At 68.8% G+C, this 24,559-nt stretch carries 28 protein-coding genes; 7 read left to right on the forward strand and 21 right to left on the reverse strand.

The window, feature by feature from the left end; genetic code table 11:
- Positions 1-14: 14 nt before the first annotated feature.
- From AC3QLZ_RS09755 to AC3QLZ_RS09830, 16 genes are all read right to left on the reverse strand, one after another.
- Positions 15-860: an electron transfer flavoprotein subunit beta/FixA family protein gene (locus AC3QLZ_RS09755; protein WP_014235687.1), complete on the reverse strand. Its 846-nt coding sequence runs from the start codon at positions 858-860 to the stop codon at positions 15-17.
- Positions 853-1,185: a nitrogenase stabilizing/protective protein NifW gene (nifW, locus tag AC3QLZ_RS09760; RefSeq protein ID WP_014235688.1), complete on the reverse strand. Its 333-nt coding sequence runs from the start codon at positions 1,183-1,185 to the stop codon at positions 853-855. The genes AC3QLZ_RS09755 and nifW overlap by 8 nt, the downstream gene beginning before the upstream one ends.
- A 14-nt stretch (positions 1,186-1,199) precedes the next feature.
- A complete protein-coding gene (nifV, locus tag AC3QLZ_RS09765) occupies positions 1,200-2,354 on the reverse strand; it encodes a homocitrate synthase (RefSeq protein WP_014235689.1) in 1,155 nt (384 codons plus the stop codon).
- A 211-nt stretch (positions 2,355-2,565) separates the two neighbouring features.
- Positions 2,566-3,441 (reverse strand): AEC family transporter, encoded by an 876-nt coding sequence (locus tag AC3QLZ_RS09770; protein WP_014235690.1) that lies wholly within the window; start codon positions 3,439-3,441, stop codon positions 2,566-2,568.
- 110 nt (positions 3,442-3,551) lie between these two features.
- The gene (hslU, locus tag AC3QLZ_RS09775; protein WP_014235691.1) at positions 3,552-4,889 is read right to left on the reverse strand and encodes an ATP-dependent protease ATPase subunit HslU; all 1,338 of its coding nucleotides are present in this window, start codon (positions 4,887-4,889) and stop codon (positions 3,552-3,554) included.
- A 7-nt stretch (positions 4,890-4,896) separates the two neighbouring features.
- Positions 4,897-5,433, reverse strand: a complete 537-nt coding sequence (hslV, locus tag AC3QLZ_RS09780) for an ATP-dependent protease subunit HslV (RefSeq protein ID WP_014235692.1) — start codon at positions 5,431-5,433, stop codon at positions 4,897-4,899.
- A 74-nt stretch (positions 5,434-5,507) separates the two neighbouring features.
- Positions 5,508-6,737: an STAS domain-containing protein gene (locus AC3QLZ_RS09785; protein ID WP_014235693.1), complete on the reverse strand. Its 1,230-nt coding sequence runs from the start codon at positions 6,735-6,737 to the stop codon at positions 5,508-5,510.
- Positions 6,738-6,813: 76 nt separating this feature from the next.
- The gene (locus AC3QLZ_RS09790; RefSeq protein WP_014235694.1) at positions 6,814-7,632 is read right to left on the reverse strand and encodes a metal ABC transporter permease; all 819 of its coding nucleotides are present in this window, start codon (positions 7,630-7,632) and stop codon (positions 6,814-6,816) included.
- On the reverse strand, positions 7,629-8,222 hold the full coding sequence (locus AC3QLZ_RS09795) for an ATP-binding cassette domain-containing protein (protein ID WP_014235695.1): 594 nt from the start codon (positions 8,220-8,222) through the stop codon (positions 7,629-7,631). The genes AC3QLZ_RS09790 and AC3QLZ_RS09795 overlap by 4 nt, the downstream gene beginning before the upstream one ends.
- A gap of 7 nt (positions 8,223-8,229) precedes the next feature.
- Positions 8,230-9,123 carry a metal ABC transporter substrate-binding protein gene (locus tag AC3QLZ_RS09800; RefSeq protein WP_014235696.1) on the reverse strand — a complete coding sequence of 298 codons (894 nt, stop codon included), beginning with the start codon at positions 9,121-9,123 and terminating at the stop codon, positions 8,230-8,232.
- Positions 9,124-9,287: 164 nt separating this feature from the next.
- Positions 9,288-10,742: a hypothetical protein gene (locus AC3QLZ_RS09805; protein WP_014235697.1), complete on the reverse strand. Its 1,455-nt coding sequence runs from the start codon at positions 10,740-10,742 to the stop codon at positions 9,288-9,290.
- A gap of 98 nt (positions 10,743-10,840) precedes the next feature.
- Positions 10,841-11,149: a hypothetical protein gene (locus AC3QLZ_RS09810; RefSeq protein ID WP_014235698.1), complete on the reverse strand. Its 309-nt coding sequence runs from the start codon at positions 11,147-11,149 to the stop codon at positions 10,841-10,843.
- Between the two features lie 6 nt (positions 11,150-11,155).
- A complete protein-coding gene (locus tag AC3QLZ_RS09815) occupies positions 11,156-12,220 on the reverse strand; it encodes a CobW family GTP-binding protein (RefSeq protein ID WP_014235699.1) in 1,065 nt (354 codons plus the stop codon).
- An 11-nt stretch (positions 12,221-12,231) separates the two neighbouring features.
- Positions 12,232-13,227, reverse strand: a complete 996-nt coding sequence (locus AC3QLZ_RS09820) for a CobW family GTP-binding protein (RefSeq protein WP_014235700.1) — start codon at positions 13,225-13,227, stop codon at positions 12,232-12,234.
- 8 nt (positions 13,228-13,235) lie between these two features.
- Positions 13,236-13,676, reverse strand: a complete 441-nt coding sequence (locus AC3QLZ_RS09825; RefSeq protein ID WP_014235701.1) for a Fur family transcriptional regulator — start codon at positions 13,674-13,676, stop codon at positions 13,236-13,238.
- 91 nt (positions 13,677-13,767) lie between these two features.
- A complete protein-coding gene (locus tag AC3QLZ_RS09830) occupies positions 13,768-15,216 on the reverse strand; it encodes a cryptochrome/photolyase family protein (RefSeq protein WP_014235702.1) in 1,449 nt (482 codons plus the stop codon).
- Between the two features lie 155 nt (positions 15,217-15,371).
- Between AC3QLZ_RS09830 and AC3QLZ_RS09835 the strand changes: the two genes are divergently transcribed.
- Genes AC3QLZ_RS09835 through AC3QLZ_RS09860 form a run of 6 tightly spaced genes read left to right on the forward strand, consistent with a single transcriptional unit; the run spans position 15,372 to position 20,830 of the window.
- On the forward strand, positions 15,372-17,012 hold the full coding sequence (locus tag AC3QLZ_RS09835; protein WP_014235703.1) for a flagellar assembly protein A: 1,641 nt from the start codon (positions 15,372-15,374) through the stop codon (positions 17,010-17,012).
- A 48-nt stretch (positions 17,013-17,060) separates the two neighbouring features.
- Positions 17,061-17,621: a YqgE/AlgH family protein gene (locus tag AC3QLZ_RS09840; protein ID WP_014235704.1), complete on the forward strand. Its 561-nt coding sequence runs from the start codon at positions 17,061-17,063 to the stop codon at positions 17,619-17,621.
- Positions 17,614-18,090, forward strand: a complete 477-nt coding sequence (gene ruvX, locus AC3QLZ_RS09845) for a Holliday junction resolvase RuvX (protein ID WP_014235705.1) — start codon at positions 17,614-17,616, stop codon at positions 18,088-18,090. Before AC3QLZ_RS09840 ends, ruvX begins: the two co-directional genes overlap by 8 nt.
- Positions 18,083-18,604, forward strand: a complete 522-nt coding sequence (pyrR, locus tag AC3QLZ_RS09850) for a bifunctional pyr operon transcriptional regulator/uracil phosphoribosyltransferase PyrR (RefSeq protein ID WP_014235706.1) — start codon at positions 18,083-18,085, stop codon at positions 18,602-18,604. The genes ruvX and pyrR overlap by 8 nt, the downstream gene beginning before the upstream one ends.
- Position 18,605: 1 nt before the next feature.
- Complete coding sequence (locus AC3QLZ_RS09855) at positions 18,606-19,580, forward strand: aspartate carbamoyltransferase catalytic subunit (RefSeq protein WP_043797669.1); 975 nt, start codon at positions 18,606-18,608, stop codon at positions 19,578-19,580.
- Between the two features lie 5 nt (positions 19,581-19,585).
- Complete coding sequence (locus AC3QLZ_RS09860) at positions 19,586-20,830, forward strand: dihydroorotase (protein ID WP_014235708.1); 1,245 nt, start codon at positions 19,586-19,588, stop codon at positions 20,828-20,830.
- 81 nt (positions 20,831-20,911) lie between these two features.
- Here the strand turns inward: AC3QLZ_RS09860 and cowN are convergent, their stop codons facing one another.
- Positions 20,912-21,214, reverse strand: coding sequence for a N(2)-fixation sustaining protein CowN (cowN, locus tag AC3QLZ_RS09865; RefSeq protein WP_014235709.1), 303 nt, complete (start codon positions 21,212-21,214; stop codon positions 20,912-20,914).
- A gap of 136 nt (positions 21,215-21,350) precedes the next feature.
- On the opposite strand from cowN, the gene AC3QLZ_RS09870 reads away from it, so the two are divergent.
- Entirely contained in the window at positions 21,351-22,064 is a 714-nt protein-coding gene (locus AC3QLZ_RS09870) for a LytTR family transcriptional regulator DNA-binding domain-containing protein (RefSeq protein WP_014235710.1), read from the forward strand.
- A gap of 42 nt (positions 22,065-22,106) precedes the next feature.
- Here AC3QLZ_RS09870 and AC3QLZ_RS09875 read toward each other — a convergent pair whose 3' ends face one another.
- The 4 genes from AC3QLZ_RS09875 to AC3QLZ_RS09890 are packed head-to-tail and all read right to left on the reverse strand — an operon-like array spanning position 22,107 to position 24,539.
- On the reverse strand, positions 22,107-22,397 hold the full coding sequence (locus AC3QLZ_RS09875; protein ID WP_014235711.1) for a DUF167 domain-containing protein: 291 nt from the start codon (positions 22,395-22,397) through the stop codon (positions 22,107-22,109).
- Entirely contained in the window at positions 22,397-22,969 is a 573-nt protein-coding gene (locus AC3QLZ_RS09880) for a YggT family protein (RefSeq protein WP_014235712.1), read from the reverse strand. Before AC3QLZ_RS09880 ends, AC3QLZ_RS09875 begins: the two co-directional genes overlap by 1 nt.
- 39 nt (positions 22,970-23,008) lie before the next feature.
- Positions 23,009-23,821 (reverse strand): pyrroline-5-carboxylate reductase, encoded by an 813-nt coding sequence (proC, locus tag AC3QLZ_RS09885; RefSeq protein WP_014235713.1) that lies wholly within the window; start codon positions 23,819-23,821, stop codon positions 23,009-23,011.
- 13 nt (positions 23,822-23,834) lie between these two features.
- Positions 23,835-24,539 carry a YggS family pyridoxal phosphate-dependent enzyme gene (locus AC3QLZ_RS09890; protein ID WP_014235714.1) on the reverse strand — a complete coding sequence of 235 codons (705 nt, stop codon included), beginning with the start codon at positions 24,537-24,539 and terminating at the stop codon, positions 23,835-23,837.
- Positions 24,540-24,559 lie beyond the last annotated feature (20 nt).

A 24,559-nucleotide genomic window follows, 5' to 3' on the forward strand; every position in this document is an offset into this window, starting at 1 on the left:
GTCCTCTTCCCTGGTTAACCCGCCCGCTTGGCGATTTCCTTTTCCAGCTTGGGGTGCTGGGTGAACACCTTGGCCAGGAGGGTCACGGCCAGGTTCTTCGGATCGTTGTCCACCGTCTCCACCATCTCGGCCCGCTGGCTGCGGGGACGGGGGGCGAAGACCTTGCTCACCACGGTGGGGCTGCCCTTGAGACCGATCATCTCGGCATCGTCGATACCGGCGGCTTCCCGGTTCCACACCTTGAGGTCATAGCGGGCGGCGCGGAACAGGTCGTCCAGGTCGCCGAAGCGCATCTCGTTGGTGCCTTCAAGCATGGTGATGAGGCAGGGGGTAGCGGTCTTCAGGAGCTGCACGCCGCCCTCGGCCCGGCGCTCCACGGTGATTTCCTTCTTCTCCAGGTCCAGGTCCACGATCTTGGAGACGTAGGTGAGGAGCTGGTAGTCGAGGCGCTTGGCGATGCCGGGGCCCACCTGGGCGGTGTCGCCGTCGATGGTCTGCTTGCCGGTGAAGATCAGGTCCACCGGCATGTTGCCCATGATCTTCTTGATGGTCGTGGCCAGGGCGTAGGAGGTGGCCAGGGTGTCGGAACCGGCAAAGGCCCGGTCGGACACCAGGATGGCGTCGTCGGCGCCGTAGGAAAGGCACTTGCGCAGGGCCGCCTCGGCCATGGGCGGGCCCATGGTGACCACGGTGACGGTGCCGCGGAACCTGTCCTTGAGGCGCAGGGCCTCTTCCAGGGCGAACAGGTCGTAGGGGTTGATGATGGCCGGCACCCCCTGGCGCATGATGGTGTTGGTCACCGGATGCACCCGGATCTGGGCCGAGTCCGGCACCTGCTTGATACAGACGACACTATGCATGGCTTGCCTCTCCTAGGGAGCGGCGCAGGCTATCCACGGATACCCGCTGCACGCCCTGTTGAAACACTTTGAAAACCTTCTGCTCGATCCCGGAGGAATGAACGAAATCGGTGTAGGCCCGGGCCAGCAGCTCCCGGCACTTGATGCGGCTCAGGCCCTCGTTGAGGCCCGCCAGTCCGCCTTCCCGGGCCAGGTACTGGTTGAAGCGCTTGAGGATGTGCAGGCGCGAAACGCTGACCACGGCCGGGTCGTATTCCAGGCCGAAGTAGTCGAGGAATTCCTCGGCGGTGGAGAGCTGCTGCAGTTCGTCCATCAGGGTTTCCATAGGCTTCTCCTTGTTCAGACGACATGCAGCCGGGGGGCCGGACGGCCGCTCCCCTGCATCCCTTCCAGGTAGTAACTCATCAGTTCGCGAAAGCCCGGCGGGCGCTTGAAGGCCATGGCGTAGCTGCGCACCCGGGAGAGGATGCGGCGGGCCATGCCCTCGTCGATGTCTATCCCTAAGTCCTTGTAGGCGTGGATCACGGCGGTGGAGCCGGAATGCTTGCCCAGCACGATGCGGTGGCCCTTGCCCACTTCCGCCGGATCGAAGGCCTGGTAGTTGGCCGGGTTCTTGGCCAGGCCATCCACGTGGATGCCGGCCTCGTGGGTGAACACGTTGGCGCCGACGATGCTCTTGTTCACCGCCACCGGCCGGCCGGAAGCCTTGGCCACCAGATCGGAGATGGCCGGCAGCTGCAGGGGATCGACGCCACTGTCGATGTCGTAGAGATGCCGGAGGGCGATCACCGACTCTTCCAGGGGCGCATTGCCGGCCCGCTCGCCAAGACCGTTCACCGTGGTGTTGATGTGGGTGGCGCCGGCGGTCACCGCAGCCAGGGTGTTGGCGGTGGCCAGGCCCAGGTCGTCATGGGCGTGGATTTCGATTTCCAGGTCGCTGCGGGCCCGCAGGGCGGCGATGCGCTGGTGGGTGATGAAGGGGTCCAGCACCCCCAGGGTATCGGCAAAGCGGAAACGGCGGGCGCCGGCGGCCTGGGCCGCCTCCATGACCCGGTGCAGGAAGTCCAGGTCGGCCCGGGAGGAATCCTCGCCGCCGACGCACACCTCCAGCCCCGCCGCCCGGGCCTCGGGCACGAAGCGGCGGATGGAATCGAGCACCCAGCGGTGGTCCTTGTTCAGCTTGTGGCGGATCTGCTGGTCGGAAACGGGAATGGAGAGATTGACGATGTGGGCATTGCAGCGCCGCGTCACCTCCAGGTCGGCGGCGCACATGCGGCCCCACACCATGAGCCGGCTGGACAGCCCAAGGCCGGCGATGGCCCGGATCACTTCCTGCTCCTGCTCGCCCATGGCGGGAATGCCCACCTCCATCTCCGGCACCCCGGCCGCCGCCAGGGCCTGGGCAATGGCCAGTTTCTCCGCGGCGGTGAACGCCACCCCGGCGGTCTGTTCGCCGTCGCGCAGGGTGGTGTCGTTGATGGTGATGGTTGTCATGGCATGGCCTCTTGCCGGGGTATCAGCAATAAGGGTGCCAGGGCCGGATTTTTTAAAACAAGCTATTTAAATCATGCGGTTGCTGATTTCAGACAGGGCCCGCAGCGGGGGGAGAGGAATGCGACATTTGTAGGTTTTCGGACAGGGGAAGAGGCCCCTGCCCTGGCCCGAAAACCTGCCGGCCCGGTAGGCCGCTCCCGGACTCGACGGACTAGGGCAACACCAGGGCCAGGGCCAGGGGCAGGAACAGGAGGGCGGCCAGGTTGCCGAGCAGGACGATGGAGGCCACCTGGTCCGGCTCCTGGCGATAGCGTTCGGCGAAGACGTAGTTGAGCACGGCCGGCGGCAGGGCGCCGAAGATCACCAGCAGGGCTTTCTGCTGCCCTTCCAGGCCCAAGGCCAGGGCGGTGGCGTAGGCCAGCAGCAGGCCCACCAGGGGCCGGGCCAGGGCGCCCCACAGGCCGACCCGCACCGCCGACAGGCTGGAGCCGGCCAGGCGCACGCCGAGGGAAAAGAGCAGCAGGGGAATGGAGACGTCGCCCAGCATCTTGATGGCCAGCTTCAGGGGCGGCCAGATGGGAATGTGCAGCAGGCTCACCGCCAGGCCGGCCAGACTGGCCAGCACCACGGGAATGCGCCACAGATTGGCCAGGCGGGTGTGGTGGTCGAGCAGCCAGGCGCCGAAGGAGAAGTGCAGCAGGTTGGAGACCATGAACAGCACCACCATGGGAGCCAGGGCTCCGTCGCCGAAGGCCAGCACCGCCAGGGGCAAACCCAGGTTGCCGCAGTTGTTGAACATCATGGGCGGCACGAAGGTCTTGGGGGCGCTGCCCAGCAGACGGGCCAGGCCCCAGCCGGCGAGGCCGGAGCCGACCACGCCCACCACGGCGCCTACGGCCAGCCCCCAGTTGGCGGCCAGGTCGAAGGATTTGTCGGCCATGGCGGCGAAGACCAGGGCCGGCACGAACACTTCCATGTTGAGCTGGTTGGCGAAGGCCATGTCCGGCTGCTTCTTGCGGCCGTAGAGCCAGCCGAAGAAGACGATGGCGAAGAGGGGAAAGACGATGGCGACGATGCGCAGCAGCATGCCGGCTCCAGGGCGGGGTTCCGGGAGAGTGTAACGGCGGCCCGGGCGGGGCGGCCATCAGGGTTGCCCCTAGTTGGGGACGTCGGGGCGGCCTGCCGCCGCCCCGCTTCTTACAGCACGTAGCGGGAGAGGTCCTCGTCCCGGGACAGTTCGCCCAGGCGGGCATCCACGTAGGCGCCGTCCACGGTGAGGGTCTCGGCGCCGGACTTGCCGGCGGTGAAGGAGACTTCCTCCAGCAGCTTTTCCATGACCGTGTACAGGCGGCGAGCGCCGATGTTCTCGGTCTTTTCATTGACCGAGTAGGCGATCTCCGCCAAGCGCTTGATGCCGTCGGCGGTGAATTCCAGCTTCAGGCCCTCGGTGCCGAGCAGGGCCTGGTACTGGCGCGTCAGGCAGGCGTCGGTCTGGGTCAGGATCTGCTCGAAATCGGAGACGGAGAGGGAATCCAGTTCCACCCGGATGGGCAGGCGGCCCTGCAGCTCGGGGATCAGGTCCGACGGCTTGGCCAGGTGGAAGGCGCCGCTGGCGATGAAGAGGATGTGGTCCGTCTTGACCATGCCGTACTTGGTGGACACGGTGGTGCCTTCCACCAGGGGCAAGAGGTCCCGCTGCACGCCCTGGCGGGAGACGTCGGCGCCATGGGCATCGGAGCGGGAGGCGATCTTGTCGATCTCGTCGAGGAAGACGATGCCGTTCTGCTCCACGTTCTTCAGGGCTTCCAGCTTCACTTCCTCGTCATTGACCAGCTTGGCCGCCTCTTCCTCCACCAGCAGTTTCATGGCTTCGGGAATTTTCAGCTTGCGCGACTTCTTGCGGGCCGTGCCCATGCTCTGGAACATGCCCTGGATCTGGCTGGTCAGCTCCTCCATGCCCGGCGGCGCAAAAATCTCCGCCTGCATGCCGGGGGCCGCCACCTCGATGTCGATTTCCTTGTCGTCCAGTTCGCCCTCCCGCAGCTTCTTGCGGAATTTCTGGCGAGTGGTGGAATCCTCGCTGCTGCCCTGGTTCTCGTTGAAGAAGCCGGCACCCCGGGCGGGAGGCAGCAGGGCGTCGAGGACCCGGTCCTCGGCCGCGTCTTCGGCCCGGGCCCGCACCCGCTTCATGGCCTGCTCGCGCTGGCCCTTGATGGCGGTCTCCATGAGGTCGCGGATGATGGTGTCCACGTCCCGGCCCACATAGCCCACCTCGGTGAACTTGGTGGCCTCGATCTTGATGAAGGGGGCATTGGCCAGGCGCGCCAGGCGGCGGGCGATCTCGGTCTTGCCGACGCCGGTGGGGCCGATCATGAGGATGTTCTTCGGCGTGATCTCGTGGCGCAGGCCCTCTTCCACCTGGGAGCGGCGCCAGCGGTTGCGCAGAGCGATGGCCACGGCCTTCTTGGCCTGGGCCTGACCGACGATGTGCTTGTCCAGCTCGTGCACGATTTCCTGGGGAGTCATCTGAGTCATGGCGTCCTTACTCCAGGGTCTCGATGGTGAAATTGCGGTTGGTGTAGATGCACAGGTCGCCGGCAATCTCCAGGGACTTGCGCACCACCTCGCCGGGGGCCAGCTCGGTGTTCTCGATCAGGGCCCGGGCGGCGGACTGGGCGTAGGCGCCGCCGGAACCGATGGCGACGATGCCGTACTCCGGTTCCAGCACGTCGCCGTTGCCGGTGATGATGAGGGAGGACTCCCGGTCGGCGACGGAGAGCATGGCCTCCAGCCGGCGCAGGGCCCGGTCGCTGCGCCAGTCCTTGGCCAGCTCCACGGCGGAGCGGACCAGGTTGCCCTGGTGCTTTTCCAGCTTGGCCTCGAAGCGCTCGAAGAGGGTGAAGGCGTCGGCAGTGCCGCCGGCAAAGCCGGCCAGGATGCGGTCGTTGTAGAGGCGGCGTACCTTACGCGCCGTGGCCTTGACGACGATGTTGCCCAGGGTCACCTGGCCGTCGCCGCCCATGGCGACGGAGGCGCCGCGGCGCACCGAGAGGATGGTGGTGCCGTGATACTGTTCCATGCGGTTTCTTCAGTTCGGGAAAGAAGGGGAAATGCGCTGCCGCCCGCGCCACGGCGGGGCGGCAGGCTGCCAATTCACTTGCGGGCCGGCTCGATGCGGGCCACCGCATTGACCCCCACCACCGCCAGCAGCTCGAACACCAGGCGGTTGGTGTTGCGGATGATGACCGCCTTGCCGGCGGATTTGCAGGGGGTCAGCATATTCACCAGGGCGCCGGCGCTGACGAAGTCGATGCGCACCACGGCGGTGAAATCCAGGACCACCGGGTCCCGGCTTTCGGCGAAATCCTTGAGGTCGTTGAAGCGGGCGTTTTTCAGTTCGCCGCTGAGACGGTAGGCCTCGTCGCCCTCGCTGCCGTCCGTACAGTCCGGACACTGGGCGGCGGCCACCGGGGTGGCCTGGACCCGGGCCGGGTCCCAGGAGGGGGGCGACACTTCGAAGGTGACGGCGTAATCCACCGCCCGCTCCTCGAACTGTTCCTGGCGGCCGGCCCGTTGCAGCAGTTCCAGCTGCAGCAGCCAGCACTGGGGATTCTCGGCCTTGCCGGTGACTGCGGCAGCGGCCAGCAGGCCTTCCAGGGCCTCGATGCCGGCCAGTTCCAGCACCTGCTTGCGCTTGGCCGACTGCTGCAACAGTTTGAGGAAACGCTCGGCCCCGGCATCGTCCAGCTGCTGCACCTTGGACAGGTCCAGGCGCTGCTTCTGGTTCTTCTCCAGGGCATCGGCCAGGATGCCGAAAGCGGCATGATTGCTGCCTTCCATGGCGCCCTTGAAGAGGGTGGTGGGCGTGCCGCCAGCCACCACCGCCTCGGCCTTCTTGGTATCGCACCAGGCCGGCGGGGATCGCTCGAAAATGCGGGCGAAGTCCAGTTCCAGGTTTTCGAAGGCGGCCTTGTCGCCGTGCAGCTGGTAGAAATCGAACAGCATCATCCACAGGCGGATGGCCGTGGGGCCGGAACGGTAGCGGCCCACCGCGTCTTCCAGGGTGGCCTTGGCGACACCTTCCTGGCCGTTGGCGTAGAGCACGGCGGCCTGTTCCACCACGGCTTCCAGGGGATCGCTTTCGTTATCCAGCTCGATGCCGCCGGACTCCAGGTCGCCGAGGGAGAAGCCGGTGAAGTCCAGGGACATGGAATCCACGGCCGGGGCGGCCTTGGAGGGAGTTTCGAGGGGCGCGGCGGCGGGCGCGGCAGGAGCCCCGGCGGGCTGGGGCGCGGCGGCCGGGGTCGGCGCCGGTACCTTGACCATGCGGGCTTCGGGAACCTTGTTGTCTTCGCGACTCTTCTTGAACAGCGAGAAAATCATGGCCTGCTTTCAGTGGGCAGCAAAACGCCGCAGCAGTATATAACGACTAGCTTATGACTTTTATCACACTACGCCGTCATGCCGCAATCCGGGGAAAGCCGCGCGCCAGCAGGGCGCTGGCGGCCCCCAGGAGAACCAGCAGCAGGGCCAGTACCGGGCCGAAGGGCTGATCCAGGACCAGGGCCAGGGCGAAGGCCAGCAGGTGAGCCAGGCCGCCCAGGAGGGCGCCCAGCCACAGGGCGGCACGCCAGCTGCGGGCCCAGGGGGCGGCGGCCAGGGGCGGGATGAAGACCAGGGCGAAGGCGGCCATGACGCCGACGCTGGTGGTGGCCAGGGCCAGGACGCCGGCCACCACCAGGTCGAAGGCCAGGTGCAGGCGGCGGCTGGAGCGGCCCCGGGCCCGGTAGAAATCCGGGTAGAAATGGGACAGCAGCAGGGGCCGGGAGAGCCAGCGCAGCAGGGGCACGGCCACGGCGAAGGCGCCCAGGGCGGCGAGGAAATGGCTGCGGTCGGTGAAATAGAGCTGGCCGTCGAAGAGGGCATGGCCCAGGCGCTCGGCCAGGGGCAGGTTGGCCGCCAGCAGCACCGCCGTGCCCCAGCCGGCCAGCAGCAGCATGGCGTAGGCGGCGCCCCGGGTGGCTTCGGCCGCCTCCTCGAAGGCGTTTTTCACCGCCGCCGCCAGGAAGGCCGCAGCCGGCCCGCCCAGGACCAGGGGCAGGGCCAGGGCTGCCGCCGAAAGGCTGCCGGCAGCCGCCATCTGGGCGTAGGAGAGGGCCGCCAGCCACTCGCCGCGCAGGCGCAGGTAGGCGCCGCAGAGGGGCAGCAGCAGGGCGAAGACCAGGCCGGTGAGGCAGGGCCAGAGAAAGAGGGGGTCGGACAGCAGATCCAGGTTCATGGCCGGGGCCCTCCCGGCAGGCGCACCACCCGCTGGCAGGCGGCGGCGACGAAATCGTCGTCGTGGCTGACCAGGACGATGCCGGCGCCGGCCGCCGCCCGGGCGGCGATGGCGGCTCCCAGGGCGGCCACGCCCTGGGGGTCCAGGTTGTTGGTGGGTTCGTCGAGCAGGATCACGTCCGCCGGCGCCTGCAGGCAGGCCCACAGGTGCAGGAACTGCAGCTGGCCGCCGGAAAGCCGGTCCAGGCGCTCCTCCAGGCGGGCCGCCAGCCAGGGCGGCAGGCCGGCAGCGCTGGCGCCGGTAAGGGCCAGCAGCTCCCGGCCGTTGAGGGGGATGCCGGCCACTGCCGGCTGGCGCTGGGTCTGCCAGGAGATTTCCACCCCCGGCGCCAGCTCGACGCTGCCGGCAAAACGCCGGCCGGCGCCGGCCAGGACCGAGAGCAGGGTGCTCTTGCCCGAACCGTTGGGCCCCGCCAGCCCCAGCACCTCGCCCCGGGCCAGGGTGAAATCCACCGGCCCCACCACGGGCCGGCCGTAGCCGGCGACGAGGGCGGCAACGCTGAGCAGGGGATGGGCGGAGGCAGTGGGCATGGAGGGTTCAGCGCAGGGCGGCCAGGAGGCGGTTCACCGTGTCGTCGAAAAGGGAGAACAGGTCCTTGGCCTCGGCCGTGCCGCCCACGGTGAAGGGCAGGATCACGGAGGGGATGCCGGCCTTGTCGGCGATCCAGCGGGAGGGGGCATCATACTGGTAAGCGGGCCGCAGGACCATGCGCCCCGGGTTGTGCTGCTGCCGCGCCAGCACTTCCGCCAGGTAGCCGGAAGACGGTTCCATGCCCGGCTTCTGCTCCAGCACGCCGACCTGCTTCAGGCCGAGCCAGGCATTGAGGTAGGGGAAGGCGTCGTGCTGCACCAGTACCGGCACGCCCTTGAGCGGGGCGGCCTTGGCTTCCCAGCGGGCGATGGCGGCCTTCCAGCGTTCGGCGAAGCTGCGGTAGCCGGCCTGGTAGGCCTGGGCCTGGGCCGGGTCCAGCAGGGCCAGGCGCTCGGCCAGGGCCTCGCCGATTTTCAGGTAGAGGCGCGGATCGGTCTGGATGTGGGGATTGCCGCCGGCATGGACGTCACCGTGGGAGCGGTCCAGCACCGCCGGCACTTCGCGCAGGGTGACGTAGCGGGCCGCCTCGAAATAGCCGGGCTGGCCGCTCTGGATCGCCGGATTGCCCGACTCCCGCTGCACCAGGGGCAGCCAGCCCACCTCCAGCTCGGCGCCGGTGGCCACCAGCAGCTGGGCATTGCGGCCCCGGGCGATGAGGGAGGGCTTGGCCTCGATGCGGTGGGGGTCCTGCAGGCCGTTGGTGGCGGCCACCACATTGACCTTGTCGCCGCCGATCTCCTTCACCAGGGCCGCCCATTCGGGCACCGTGGCCAGCACATTGAGCGCCGCCTGGGCCGGCAGGGTGAAAGCCAGGAGCAGTAAAACAATCAGTCGTTGCATGGAAATTCCTTTCAGCCGGCGAAGGGGCAAAACCCACTCCGCCAAAAAATTCAGATCACCTTGAAAACCACGCTGGTGCCGGCGAGGCTAGGCGCGAGGAGCCGCCGTGTGCTCTTGCACACAAGGCCCCAAGCAACGACGCATCGCCGGTGCCAGCGTGGTTTTTAGAATTTGTGGGCGCCGTGGGTGCCCAGACTCTGGATGTATTGCAGGAACACCTGGTTGTCCGTTTCCCCCAGCCCGGACTGGTCCCGCGCCAGCTGCACGCGGAAGCGGGAGAACTCGCTGGGGCTGTAGTCGAACATGACGCTGTTGCGGGTCGGGTTGTGGCTGGCCATGACCGGGAAGTCGGAACCGCTGAGGATGCCGTTCTTCGCCAGGCCGATGTCCACCGTGCCGTAATCGAGGCGGTCGTGGCGCAGGCCGGCGCGCCAGCGCGGCATGAACTGGTACACCCCTTGCAGGTACCAGCCGGACTGCTTGCTCTCGTAGCTGCCGCTGCAATCGCCGCCGCAGGCGCCGGCGGCCGAGTTGCTGGCCAGGGTGCCGCTTTCGGTGCGGCGGAAGTACTCGCCCTGGAGGGTGAAGTTGGTGACGCTGGGGTTGCCGTTGGGCGCCCACTTCCACACCCCGTCCAGAATCCACAGGCGGCTCTTGCCGCTGAAGGTGTCGTCCACCGCCGCCCCCAGGCTGTCCGTGTCCTGGTAGGTACGGTCCTTGGGCGAGGTGCCCAGGTAGGAGAGGCCGGCGCGCCAGGCGTTGCTGGGGCCCACGTCGCCGCCCAGGTGGGCGAAGAGGACGCCGGTGGTGGTGCCGTTCTTGTTGCGGTCGGTGCTGGGGAAGGACTGGCCGCGGCCGGCTTCGGCGCCGATCTCGAGGAAGGTCTCGGTGGGTGCCAGCCAGCGCAGCTGCACCCCGTCCTGGCCGAACTGGTTGCCGAGGAAGGCCTTGTAGGCCAGGGGCGCATCGACGAAGTCCCAGGCGTGGGCGTGCTGCTCGTTGAGATAGCCGAGGCTGGAGAAGAAGCGGCCGGCCTTGAAGTTGAAGCCGCGGCCCAGGCCCAGGCTCTCGATGTAGGCGTTTTCCATATCCACGCCGCCTTCGGGCTTCAGGGCGGCGATGGCGACGCCGCGCCAGTTGGGGTCCACGTTGGCGCTCAGCACCAGCTCGGTCTCGCCCAGGCTGAAGCTGCGGCTGCCGGGGCCCACTTCGCCCAGGGTCGGGGTGAAGCCGGTGATCTGGTAGCTGTTGGGGTCCTTCTTCAGGTTGTTGTAGGTGCCGGTGAGGATGAGGGAGATTTCCGGGTTGAAGGCATTGGCCCGCACCGGTTCCCGGCTGCGGGAGGCCTGGGCGCTCTCGGCGCTGGCCTTGGCCTCGCCGGCGGTGGCGCTGGCATCCACCGCCGTCTTCTCGGCCTTGACGGCCTTGGTTTCAGCCTGGGCCAGGCGCCCTTCCAGGGCGGCGATGCGCTGCTCGTAGGCGCGCTGCATCTGCTGCAGCTGCTCGCGCATCTGCTTCATTTCCCGGGCCACGTCGGCATCGGGAGCGGCCTGGGCGGCGCCGGCGGCCAGGGCAAACGAAACGGCCAGGGCCAGGGGGGTGTAACGGGGAGTGAACATGGTCTACCTCAATTCAAATCTGACAACGACGGGACAGCGACGGCCGCCAGCCCCCGGCCGGAGAGGCAAGGGGGATGCGGCTCTTCATGGCTCGTTGCTCAGGATCGAGGCGGGGCGCCCTGGCGGGGCAGGGGGGTCGGCAGATGGCGCCAGCGGGACGCGCTGGCGATGGCCGGCTCGAAAGCGGCCAGGGACAAGGGCAGGGGAGCAGCTGTCGCCGCCAGGGGCGTCGCGTGGCCGCCCAGGTGCAGACAGACGAGACAGGACTCGGCCGCCGGGCCGGCCCCCTCCTCGCCCTGCAGATGGCTGGCCAGGTGCAGCAGCCACACCGCCGCCAGCAACAGGGGCAGCAGGGCCAGCCAGCGGGCGAGGCGGGCGGGGGGGCGGCAGCGCGGCGCCGGCATCATGGCGGTTTAGACGGCCTGCCCGTCGGCATCGCGAACGCCGCCGCAGAACATGGTGAAAGCCTTCTCCACGTTGTCCTTGGCGAAGTTGCGCACGATGAACACCAGCCGGGTGCTGCGGTCGTTGAAGGGTTCGGCTTCCGGCCAGGCATCCAGCACCAGGGTCGGGTAGCGGGTGTGCTGCACGCAATGCACCACCCGGGGCTGCGCCTCCCCGGCCACGTGCACCAGGCCCTTGACCCGCAGGATGCGGTCGCCGCAGGTGGCCAGCAGCACGTCCAGGGCTTCGAGGAAATCGCCCCAGTGCAGGGGCTCGGCAAAGCGCAGGGTGAAGGCGTGCACCAGGGCGTCGTGGCGGTTGGGATCGTGGTCGTGGCCGCTGTGGCTGGCCCGGGTCGCCTTGACCGCTTCCTCCGCCAGCCAGCGGGCTACTTCCGGCGCCTTGGCGGCGGCGTTGAAGGTGCCGCTGTCGAGGAACCAGGCGGCGTCGGCCCGGCCCTGCACCACCACATGGCGCGGCGCGCCGGGGTTGAGGCGCTGCAGGCGGCGCTCCAGGCGCGGCAGGGCCTCGGGATCGGCGAGCAGGTCGGTCTTGGTCAGCAGCAGGCGGTCGGCCATGGTGACCTGCTTCACCGCCTCGAAGTGGCGCGACAGCTGGCCCTCGGCATGGGTGGCATCCACCGCCGTGATGACGCCATCGGTACGGTAGCGCTCGGCGATGAAGAAGTCTTCCATCAGGGTGTGCATCACCGGCGCCGGATCGGCCAGGCCGGTGGTCTCGATCAGTACCCGCTTGAGGGCCTTGATCTCGCGCCGCTGGGCGCGCATGGCCAGGTCCTTCAGGGCCCGCACCAGGTCGCCGCGGACGGAACAGCAGAGGCAGCCGGAGTCGAGCAGCACCAGGTTCTCGTCCACCTTTTCCACCAGATGGTGGTCCAGGCCCGTCTCGCCGAACTCGTTGATGAGCACGGCGGTATCGGCCATCTCCGGCTGGCGCAGGAGGTGGTTGAGCAGGGTGGTCTTGCCGGCGCCGAGGAAGCCGGTGAGGACGCTGACGGGAACGCGGCGGTCCATTGTTTAAGCGCTCACCAGGGCTTGCCGATGCACTGGCGCAGGCCCTTCTCGAAAATGTCCCGGGGCAGGTTGCGGCCGATGAAGACGATGCGCGACTCCCGCGCCTCGTTCTCGGCCCAGGGCCGGCCCACGTTGGTGGCCACCAGCATGTGCACCCCCTGCAGGATGATCTGGTGGGCCTGGCCGGTCACGGCCAGGAGGCCCTTGTAGCGCAGCATGTCCTCGCCGTAAACCTGCACCAGGGCGCCGAAGAATTCGTCCAGGCGGGCCGGGTCGAACTCGCCGTGGGTGGTGAAGGCGAAGCTGCTGATGGCGTTGTTGTGGTGATGGTGGTGGCCGCTGGCGAGGAAATCCGGCTCCCGCTCCAGCACCGACTCCAGGGAGAAGCTGTTCACGTCCAGCAGGGCCGCCAGGTCCACGCCCTGGCCCTGGAGCGTCTCGTAGATGGCGGCGCGGCCGTTGATGTCCACCAGGCGGGCGATCAGGGCGGCCTTCTCGGCCTCGCTCACCAGGTCGGTCTTGGTCAGCAGCAGGCGGTCGGCGAAACCCACCTGCTCCTGGGCGATCTCGTGCTGGTCCAGCTGCGCCATGGCGTGCTTGGCATCCACCAGGGTGAGGATGGCGTCCAGGCGGTAGGCCTGGGCCACCTCCGGCTCCACCAGGAAGGTCTGGGCCACCGGGCCCGGGTCGGCCAGGCCGGTGGTCTCGATCAGCACCCGGTCGAAATGCAGGGTGCCGTTGGCGCGCTTTGCCACCAGCTCGCCCAGGATGCGGGTGAGGTCGCCGCGCACGGTGCAGCAGATGCAGCCGTTGTTCATCTCCACGATCTGCTCTTCGCTTTCCAGCAGCAGGTCGTTGTCCACCCCCACTTCGCCGAATTCGTTTTCGATGACGGCGATGCGCTGGCCGTGGGCTTCCTTGAGGATGCGGTTGAGCAGGGTGGTCTTGCCGCTGCCGAGAAAGCCGGTGAGCAGGGTGACGGGAATACGGGGATCGGTGGTGAGCATGGCGGCTTTCAGGGCTGGGCGGCGGCGCAGGCGGGGCACTGGCCGTGGAGATCCACTTCCATGCGGGCCAGGCGGAAGCCGGCGGGGAGTTCGGGGGCGGCGGGGGGCGGCGCATCCAGGCAGAAGATGCGGCCGCAGGCTTCGCAGCGGAAATGGGCGTGGGCGATGTGTTCGGCGGCGGGGCCGGTGGCGGAGTAGCGGAAGACCCGGGAGGCATCGGTGGCCTTGGCCGCCAGGCCGGCGGAGACCAGCCAGTCCAGGGCCCGGTAGAGGGTGACCCGGTCGCCGGCCAGGGGGCCCAGGGCCTTTTCCACCTCCAGGTGGGTCAGGGGCCCGGCGGCGCCCCGCAGCAGGGCCAGCACCTGGACCCGGGCCGGCGTCACCCGGGCGCCGGCGGCGCGGATGGCGGCGGCCGCCTGGAGGGCGGGAGCGGCGGCGGAATCGGTCATGGCGTCAGGCGCCCGAGGTGCACGGGCGCGGCGGGAATTGGCGGGAGGGCCATTAGAGCACAACACTATTGCAACTGCAATTGTGTTGCACTTACTCCGCCGCCGCCTCCTTGCCGGCCTTGCCCTTCACCGCCTCGAAACGGGCCAGGGTGCGTTGGCGGGCCAGATTGTGGTCCACCACCGGCGCCGGGTAGTCGCGGCCGATGATTACGCCAGCAGCCTGCTGCTCCAGGGGGGCCATGCGCCAGGGGGCGTGGATGTGCTTGTCCGGCACCCCGGCCAGCTCCGGCACGTAGCGGCGGATGAAGCGGCCCTGGGGATCGAATTTTTCCGACTGGGTGACGGGGTTGAAGATGCGGAACCAGGGCTGGGCGTCGCAGCCGGTGGAGGCGGCCCATTGCCAGCCGCCGTTGTTGGCGGAGAGGTCGAAATCCAGCAGCAGGTCGGCAAAATGCCCTTCCCCCAGGCGCCAGTCCAGGCCCAGGTCCTTGGTCAGGAAGGAGGCCACCACCATGCGCAGCCGGTTGTGCATCCAGCCGGTCTGGGCCAGCTGGCGCATGGCCGCATCCACCAGGGGATAGCCGGTACGGCCCTCCCGCCAGGCCGCCAGCAGGGCGGGGGCCTCGTCCCACAGCACCCGGTCGAACTCGGGCTTGAAGCAGCCGTCCGGCAGTTGGGGGAAACGGTCCAGCACCATGAAATAGAAGTCGCGCCAGATCAGCTCCGAGAGCCAGGTGGCGGCGCCAGGGCCGCCGCTGCGCCAGGCCTCGCCCGCCAGCTGGCGAATGGAGAGGCAGCCGAAGCGCAGATAGACGGAGAGGTAGGAGACGCCCTTCACCGCCGGAAAATCCCGCTGCTCGGCGTAGCGCTCCAGGCGCTGGCGGAAGTCCTGCCAGCGGGCGGCGCCGCCACTCATGCCGGGAACGACGCCGATGCGCTCAAGGTCCGTCGGCAAAAAGCCGATATCTGCCAGTGAAGGCACCCCGCCGCCGTCCGGGGGCGGGGCCAGGTGCCCGCTGTAGCGATCCACCGGATAGGGACGGACATGAAAATCCTCCAGTTTCCCCAGCCAGCAGTTCTTGTAGGGCGTGAACACGGTGTAGGGCGTGCCGCCCTTGGTCAGGACCTCGTCGCCGTCGAAGACGGCCTGGTCCTTGAACAGGTGCAGGGCGATGCCGTCCCGCTCCAGGTCGGCGGCCACCGCCGCGTCCCGGGCCTTGGCCCGGGGCTCGTAGTCCCGATTGGCGAACACCGCCACCACGCCCAGCTGGCGCGCCAGGGCGGCAATTTCCGCGGCCGCCGGGCCGTGGCGCACCATGAGGCCGCCGCCCTTGGCCTGGAGGGCCACATGGAGTTCCGCCAGGGATTCCCGGATGAACTCGACCCGCCGGTCGCTGCGCCCGGGCAGGGCCTCCAGGATGTCGCTGTCGAAGACGAAGGCGCACCACACCCGGCGCGCCGACTTCAGGGCGTGGTAGAGGGCGGCGTGGTCGTAATCGCGTAGATCACGGCGGAACCAGACAAGGGCGGATTCAAGCATAATGGCAATCGATTCAGGCGCGGCGGGGCAGTGCCGCCCCCACAGGGAAGGGGCTTCCGGGTTCGACGGCCGGAAGGTGCGCCAGATGTTAGCTCTAAATACTCCAGTCGGCGAAGAGGCGTGCGACAGACACGCCTGATCTCAGGAAGGGATCAATGGAAGCGCAAGGACTCGATTTCACCTACGACCCCGAAAGTCGTAGCCTGGTCGCCAGCTTCACACCGGAAGCGGGAGTGGCGCCCCCCACGATAGACGTCCCCTGGCTGGAAGAACGCATCGCCGAGCTCGGCCACGGCGCCCTGCGGCGCAATGCGGCCGCCCTCGGCGTGCTCGCCGACAGCATCAAGGGCGCCCGCCCGGTGGCGGCCCTGGCGGTGGCCGAGGCGGTGGACGCCAAGGCCGAGGTCAGCGTCGCCGGCGACAAGATGGCCGCCTTCCTCAGCATCACCCCGCCCCAGGGCGGCGCCCCCATCGACGACGCCGCCATCCGCCGGGCCCTGGCCCAGCAGGGCGTCACCACCGGCATCCGGGAGTCCGCCATCGCCCAGGCCCTGGCCCTGGGCCAGGCCGACAACCTGCTCATCGCCGAGGGCCGGGCCCCGGTCCACGGCGAGGACGGGCGCATCGAGGTGCTGGTGCCGGAAAGCCGCAGCCGGGTGCCCCAGGTCAACGAAAAGGGCCTCATGGACTACCGCAACCTGGGGGAAATCCTCACGGTACACGCCGGCCAGGCCGTCATGCAGCGCATTCCCGCCACCCCCGGCACCCCGGGGGAAACCGTTTCCGGCGCCGTGATCCCGGCCCTGGCGGGCAAGGAGACCATGTTCTCCCCCAACCTCTCCGGCGTCGCCCCGGACCCGGCGGACCCCAACAAGCTGGCCGCCGCCATCACCGGCCAGCCGGTGCGCACCCGGGAAGGGGTGATCGTCGAGCCCACCTACACGGTGAATGAAGTCACCATCAATTCGGGCAACATCGACTTCGACGGCGCCGTCACGGTCAAGGGCGACGTCCAGGCCGGCATGACCATCCGCGCCAGCGGCGACATCGAGATCGGCGGCACGGTGGAGGCGGCGGTCATCGTCGCCGGCGGCGACATCGTCATCAAGGGCGGCGCCATCGGCGCCGGCGGCCGCAAGGACGCCCAGGGCAACGAAATCCCCTCCTACATCCAGTGCGGCGGCAGCTTCACCGCCACCTACGTGCAGCAGGCCAAGGTGGAGGCAGGCGACAGCATCTTCATCGACGACGTGGCCATGCAGAGCAATCTCATCGCCATCAACCAGATCGTCGTCGGCCACAAGCAGCGGGGCCACATCATCGGCGGCCGGGCCCAGGCCACCCTGCTGGTGAAGGCCAAGGTGATCGGCTCCGGCGCCCACATCGGCACGCGCATCGACATCGGCCTGGACCCCAAGCTGCGGGCCCAGCAGCAGCGCCTGGTGCTGCACCGGCAGCAGGTGGAGGAGCAGCTGGCCCAGGTGGTCAAGCTGCTGGAGCTGGCGGCCAAGCTGCCGGAACGGGTGCCGCCGGAGACCCTGAAGCGGGCCCGCATCACCCGGGAATCCCTGCTGCGCACCCTGACCCGCCTGGGGGAGGAGGAAACCCTGCTGCAGGAACAGCTACGCCTGGCCCAGAACGCCAAGGTCATCGCCGAGCAGGCGGTGTACGAGGGCATGGAGGTCCATTGCGGCCTGCTGCACTACACCCTGGTGGGAGACAAGGCCCACGGGCTGCAGGTGCGGGTGGCGGAAGGGGCCCTGGAGGCCGACCAACTGGCCCGGGGCAAGAGCTGAGCGGGACGCCCATGCCGGGACCCGTTCCGGGGTAAAATCCGCCCTGCCATGGACAGCGTCAATCTCACCGACCACTTCCTCATCGCCATGCCGGCGATGGACGATCCCTATTTTTCCCGCGCCCTCGTCTACGTCTGCGAGCACAACGACCAGGGGGCCCTCGGCATCGTCGTCAACAAGCCCCTGGACATGCCCCTGCAGGACCTCTTCGAGAAGGTGGACATTCCCCTCGACGCCGCCGGCCTGAACAACCTGCCGGTGTATTTCGGCGGCCCGGTGCAGACGGACCGAGGCTTCGTCCTGCACCGGCCGGTGGGCCAGTGGCAATCCACCCTGGCGGTCAACGACGAGGTGGGCCTCACCAGCTCCCGCGACATCCTGGTGGCCATGGGCCGGCAGGGCCAGCCCAGCGAAGTGCTGGTGACCCTGGGCTACGCCGGCTGGGGCGCCGGCCAGCTGGAAAGCGAACTGGCCCAGAACGGCTGGCTCACCGTGCGCGCCGATCCCTCCATCGTCTTTTCCCTGCCGCCGGAAGAGCGCCTGGCCGCCGCCATGCTCGCCCTGGGCATCGACTTCGCCCATCTGGCCGAGGACGCCGGGCATGCCTGAGGCTGCCGTCGGCTCCCCTTCCGCTCCGACCGGCACGGTCCTGGCCTTCGACTTCGGTGAGAAGCGCATCGGCGTCGCCGTCGGCGAGCCCCAGGTCAAGCACGCCCATCCCCTGACGGTGATCCACGCCCAGTCCAACCAGGAGCGTTTCGCCGCCATCGCCGCCCTCATCGCAGAATGGCGCCCCGCCTTGCTGGTGGTCGGCCTGCCGGTCAGTCTGGACGGCAATCCCCACGGCATGACGGCCCGCTGCACCCGCTTCGCCAACCAGCTGAAGGGCCGCTTCGCCCTGCCGGTGGCCTTCGCCGACGAACGCCTGACCTCCCTCGACGCCAACGAGCGCCTGCGGGAAACCGGCCACAACGCCAAATCCGCCAAGCAGCACCTGGACGCGGTGGCGGCCCAACTCATTCTGCAAGCCTATTTCGACACTTCCGACCCTTTCTCCGAACCTGCCGCCCATGCCTGAAGCCATTCCCACCCAGCTCCCCGACGCAGAACTGCAGCTCGCCAGCCTGGCCGAGCAACTGCGCCCCCACCTCACCCCCGACACCGCCCTGGTGGGCATCTACTCCGGCGGCGCCTGGGTCGCCGAGCGCCTCAAGCAGCTGCTCGACATTCGCGAGGAAGTGGGCCAGATCGACGTCTCCTTCTACCGCGACGACTTCGCCGAGAAGGGCCTGCATCCCCAGGTGCGCCCCAGCCACATCCCCTTCGAGGTGGAAGGCCGGCCCCTGATCCTGGTGGACGACGTGCTGTACACCGGCCGCACCACCCGGGCCGCCATCAACGAGCTGTTCGACTACGGCCGCCCGGCCCGGGTCGAACTGGCGGTGCTGGCCGACCGGGGCGAGCGGGAGCTGCCCATCGAGCCCGGCTACTGCGTCTGGGAAGTGGACCTGGAAGAAGGTGAAGAATTGATCCTGGGCCGGGAGGAATCCGGCCGCCTGTTCTGGAAAATGGGGAGGAACGACCGTGGCTGAGATGCTCACCCAGAGCCGTCTGAATCCGCAGCTCGACGCCGAGGGCAAGCTGCAGCACCTGCTGTCCACCGAGGGCCTGCCCCTGCCGGTGATCACCCAGATCCTGGACACCGCCGAGAGCTTCCTCGAGGTCTCGGACCGGGACGTGAAGAAGGTGCCCCTGCTGCGCGGCAAGAGCGTCTTCAACCTCTTCTTCGAGAACTCCACCCGTACCCGCACCACCTTCGAGATCGCCGCCAAGCGCCTCTCGGCGGACGTCATCAACCTGGATGTATCCCGCTCCTCCACGGCCAAGGGCGAGACCCTGCTCGACACCATCGACAACCTCTGCTCCATGCACGCCGACATGTTCGTGGTGCGCCACGCCACCTCCGGCGCCCCCTTCCTCATCGCCGAGCACTTGAAGCGCATCGGCCGGGACGACATCCACGTGGTGAACGCCGGTGACGGCCGCCATGCCCACCCCACCCAGGGGCTGCTGGACATGTACACCATCCGCCACTACAAGAAGGATTTCTCCAACCTGACGGTGGCCATCGTCGGCGACATCCTCCATTCCCGGGTCGCCCGCTCCGACCTGCATGCCCTGCGCACCCTGGGCTGCGGCGAAATCCGCGCCATCGCGCCGAAGACCCTGCTGCCCGGCTATCTGGAACAGCTGGGGGTGAAGGTCTTCCACGACATGAACGAAGGCCTCAAGGACTGCGACGTGGTGATCATGCTGCGCCTGCAGAATGAACGCATGAACGGGGCCCTGCTGCCCTCCGCCGGCGAGTATTTCAAGCGCTACGGCCTGACGCCGGAAAAGCTGGCCCTGGCCAAGCCCGACGCCATCGTCATGCACCCGGGCCCCATGAACCGGGGCGTGGAAATCGACTCGTCCGTGGCCGACGGGCCCCAGGCGGTGATCCTCAACCAGGTCACTTTCGGCATCGCCGTGCGCATGGCGGTGATGGGCATCCTCGCGGGGAACTGAACACCATGAACATCAGCATCAAGAACGGCCGCCTCATTGACCCCAAGAACGGCATCGATGCCCGGCAGAATCTCTTCATCGCCGACGGCCGCATCGCCGCCGTTGGCCAGCCCCCCGCCGGCTTCGTCCCGGAGCGGGAAATCGACGCCGCCGGCTACGTGGTCTGCCCCGGCCTGATCGACCTTTCCGCCCGCCTGCCGAGCCTGGAGGCGGAGCTGGCCTGCGCCGCCGCCAACGGCATCACCACCGTGGTCTGCCCGCCGGACACCCGGCCGGTGCTGGACGAACCGAGCCTGGTGGAACGCCTGATCCAGCGCGCCGAAGCCCTGGGCCTGGCCCGGGTGCTGCCTCTAGGCGCCCTCACCAAGGGCCTGCAGGGCCAGACCCTGGCCAGCATGGCCGGCCTCGCCAGCGCCGGCTGCGTCGCCTTCACCCAGGCCAGCCAGCCCGTCACCGACCTGCAGTCCCTGTACCGGGCCATGCAGTACGCCGCCACCTACGACTTCGCCGTCTGGCTGCGGCCCCAGGATTACCAGCTGGCCAAGGACGGCGTCGCCCACGACGGCGAAATGGCCGCCCGCCTGGGCCTGGCCGGCATCCCCGTGGCCGCCGAGACGGTGGCCATCGCCACCCTGATCGAACTGGCCAAGAGCACCGGCGTGCGCCTGCACCTGATGCGGCTGTCCTCCGCCGCCGGCGTCGCCATGGTGCGCGAGGCCAAGGCCCGGGGCGTCGCCGTCAGCTGCGACGTGGCCGCCCACCACCTGCACCTGGCAGAAGAGGACATCGGCTACTTCAATGCCCAGGCCCGCTTCGACCCGCCCCTGCGTTCCCAGGCGGACCGGGCCGCCCTGCGCTTCGGCCTGGCCGAAGGCGTGATCCAGGCAGTCTGTTCCGACCACACACCGATGGAAGCAGACGGCAAGCAGGTGCCCTTCGGCGAGGCGGAAGTGGGGGCCCGGGGCCTGGAACTGCTGCTGCCCCTGGTGCTGGCCTGGGCCCGGGAAGACGGACTGTCCCTGGGCACGGCCCTGGCCCGGGTCACCAGCGACGCCGCCGCCGTCATCGGCCGCAGCGACCTGGGCCACCTGGCCGTGGGTGCCGTGGCCGACGTCTGCGTCTTCGACGCCGAGACGGAATGGACCATCACTCCGGACGCCTTTACCAGCGTGGGCCGCAACAGCCCCCTGGCGGGACGCACCATGAGCGGCCGCATCCAGGCCGTGGTGGCCGGCGGCCGGCTGCTCTAGCCACTCTGCGGCAGGCGGGCGCCACAACGGCCGTCCCGCCTGCCTCTCCGGGCAGGTCTCTGCCCGGCTCCCATTCCCGCTCTAGCAGCACTCCAGTTCGGCCCGCTGCAGCAATTGCAGCCCTTCCGCATCGTCGAATTTCTCGAACAGTTCCTCGATGTAGTAGGTATTGGAACAGACCAGATAGAGCAGGTCCTCCGTCGGCTCGCCGCTGTAGTAGCCCGGCGGAATCTTGGCGACGAAGTATTCCCAGTACTTGTTGGTGCGCTCCGGCCCCTCGTAGTGGTGCAGCACCCGGGCCACCACCGCACAGGCGTTGTGCCAGCAGTCGATGCCCTCGAAGGAAACGTAACGGTCCGCCGCGGCGGCTGCTTGTTCTGACATGGCCCATCCTCCCCTGATTGCAATGATTGACGGCCCATTCTGGGGAGCCCGGCGCGGGGCGGACAAGGGCCCCTGCACCAACGGCAGGCTTCTTGCATGAACGACATCATTCCTGCACGAACGACGGAAAGCCGACATGGAAAGCCTGGAATACCTGCTGCAGAAGATGGACCCCGGCGTGGTCATGCTGGACCGGGAGGGGCGCATCCGCCAGCTCAACCCCGCCGCCCGCCAGTTGCTGCAACGCTACCATCCGGCCCTGGAGGGCCGCGCCGTGGTGGACCTGCACCCGGAGCCGAGCCGGCGCAAGATCGCCTGGCTGCTGCAGGAGGCCGCCGCGGGCGATACCCCGGTGCCGGTGACCATGACCATCAACACCCCCGACCGGCCCCTGCTGCTCAGCATCAGCCGCCTGGAAAGCAGCGACGGCGCTGGCGAAGCCGCCGCCGGCTTCTGCCTGCTTCTCTACGACTACCGGGGTCTCACCGCCCTGCCCCAGGCCGCGGCGGAAGAAGGGCGCCTGGCCAAGCTGCCGGTGCTGCTGCAGGGCGGCACCGCCCTGGTGGACCCGGCAGAGGTGGTGCACCTGCAGGCCGAAGGCCATTACGCCCGGCTGTACACCGCCCGGGAATCCTTCCTCTGCCACCTGAGCCTGGCCCAGCTGGAGCGGCGCCTGGACCCGGAACAGTTCCTGCGCATCCACCGCCGCCACCTCATCGCCGTGGCCCACGCCGCCCGCCTGGAGCGCCAGGAGGGACGGCCCTCGGTGGTGATGGCCACCTTTCCCGCCAGCCGCCTGCCCATCGGCCGCAGCCGGGCCGCGGCCGTAGCGGCCCGCCTCGGCTGGTAGCCGCCGGCGAAAAACAGGGAATCAGATCAGAAAAGGAAAAGGTTAGGCGTCGGGCAGCAGGCGCTGCACCGCGTCGGCCGGCGGCTCGGCCACTTCCACCACCTTGCGCCGGGAGGTCTGGCCGCTCTTCAGGCTGACGGCGCTCTTGGGCAGGCCGAGGCGGTCGGCGACGAAGGCCAGCAGGGCCGCGTTGGCCTTGCCGTCCACCGGCGGCGCCGCCAGGCGGATTTTCAGGGCGTCGCCGTGGAGGCCGCAGACCTCCGTCTTCTTCGCCCCGGGCTGGATGTGCAGGGTGAGGAGCAGGCGGCCGTCGCCGCCGCGCTGGTGGAACATCAGAAGAGCAGGGGCATGAGGGCGGCCTTGACGTAGGCCAGCAGCATCAGCAGCACCTGGGCCAGGACGATGGCCACCAGGGGCGACAGGTCCACGTTGGCGATGGGCGGCACGATGCGGCGCAGGGGCTTGAGCAGCGGGTCGGTGAGGGCGTGGATGGGGCCGGCCAGGGGCGTATGGGGATTGACCCAGGAAATCACCGCCTGCACCAGCATGAGGACGATGGCCGCCATCACCGCCATGTGCAGCAGTTCGAAGAAGCCCATGGCCAGGGCCGCCGTGACCAGGGCGCCGGCGCCGAGGGCGGCGCCGCCCTTGACCGCCAGCATGGCCGCCTTGACCGCGGCCTGAAGCAGCCAGGCCGGCACCAGGCTGGCGAAGTCCAGGCCGAAGAGGCCGGGAATCGCCCGGCGCAGGGGCAGCACCACCCAGTTGGTGGTCTGCAGCACGAAGTGGCCCAGGGGGTTCTTGAAGGAAACCCGGCGCCACTGCATGACGAAGCGCAGCAGCAGCAGATAGCCGAAGAAACTGGCGACCACGTCGAGCAGGAAATTGAGGATGTCGAGCAGCATGGTGGGTATCCGTTCGGTTAGGGGCTATGGGAGCGGGGCTCAGTCGGCGCCGAGCTGCTGGCCCAGTTCCACGCCCCGGGCTTCGGCCGCCTTGACGCCGGCGATGATGCCGGCCTTGACCCCGGCCGTTTCCATCACCGCCAGGGCGGCGGCGGTGGTGCCGCCCTTGGAGGTGACCCGCTCCCGCAGCACGCTGGCCGGGTCCGGCGACTGGGCCGCCAGCTGGGCGGCGCCGAGCACGGTTTCGATGGCCAGGCGACGGGCCTGCTCGTCGTCGAAGCCCAGGTCCTTGCCGGCCTGCTGCAGGGCCTCGATGAAGAGGAAGACGTAGGCCGGACCGCTGCCGGAAACGGCGGTGACCGCATCCATCTGGGACTCGTCGGCGAACCACACGGCGCTGCCGACGGCCTCCAGCACGCGCTGGGCGGCGGCGCGGCCGGCGGCGTCCACTTCCGGCAGGGCGTAGAGGCCGGTGACGCCGGCGCCGATCAGGGCCGGGGTGTTGGGCATGGTGCGCACCAGGCGGCGGTGGCCGCCCAGCCAGCGGGAGAGGGAGGCCAGGTTGAGGCCGGCGGCGATGCTCACCACCAGCTGGTCCTTGAGATGGGGGCCGATGGGGGCGATGGCCTCCTTCATGCTCTGGGGCTTCACTGCCAGGACGATGACGTCGCAGTCCCAGGCCGCCGCCTCGGCGCCGGCAAAGGTGCGCACGCCGTAGGCCGCTTCCAGCTTGCTGCGGTTGTCGGCGTTGAGCTCCACCACGGCGATGTCGCCGGCGGCGAAGCCCTTGTTCACCAGGCCGCCGATGAGGGCATTGGCCATGTTGCCGCCGCCGAGGAAAGTGATCTTCATGGGGAAAGTCCTTTTAGGTCTTGGAGTAATCGCGGGCACCGAAAATGGCGGTGCCGACGCGGACAATGGTGGCGCCTTCGGCCACGGCGGCCTCCAGGTCGTGGGACATGCCCATGGACAGGGTATCCAGGGCCAGGCCCTCGGCCCGCAGCTGTTCATAGAACTGGCGCAGGCGGCGGCAGGGCTCGCGCTGGGCCGCTTCGTCTTCTGCCGGCGCCGGGATGGCCATCAGGCCGCGCAGGGTCAGGTTGGGCAGTGCCGCCACGGCCCGGCACAGCTCGGCCGCCTGGTCCAGGTCGCAGCCGCTCTTGCTGGCTTCGCCGGAGATATTCACCTGGACGCACACCTGCAGCGGCGGCAGTTCTGCCGGCCGCTGCTCGGAGAGGCGCTGGGCGATCTTCAGCCGGTCGATGCTGTGCACCCAATCGAAGCGCTCGGCCACGGGCCGGGTCTTGTTGCTCTGCAGGGGGCCGATGAAATGCCATTCCAGGTCGCCGTGCCCTGCGGCCCGCAGCTGGTCGATCTTGTCGCAGCCTTCCTGCACGTAGTTCTCGCCGAAGGCCCGCTGGCCGGCAGCGGCCGCCTCGACCACGCACTCCGCCGGCCAGGTCTTGGCCACGGCCAGCAGCGAGACCGCGGACGGATCCCGGCCGCAGGCGCGGGCAGCGGCGTCGATGCGGGCTTTGACAGCTTGCAGGTTGGCGAAAATAGGCGTCATAATCGGGCGCTAAAACATGG

The organism is Azospira sp. MPR-LB4 (assembly GCF_058809525.1).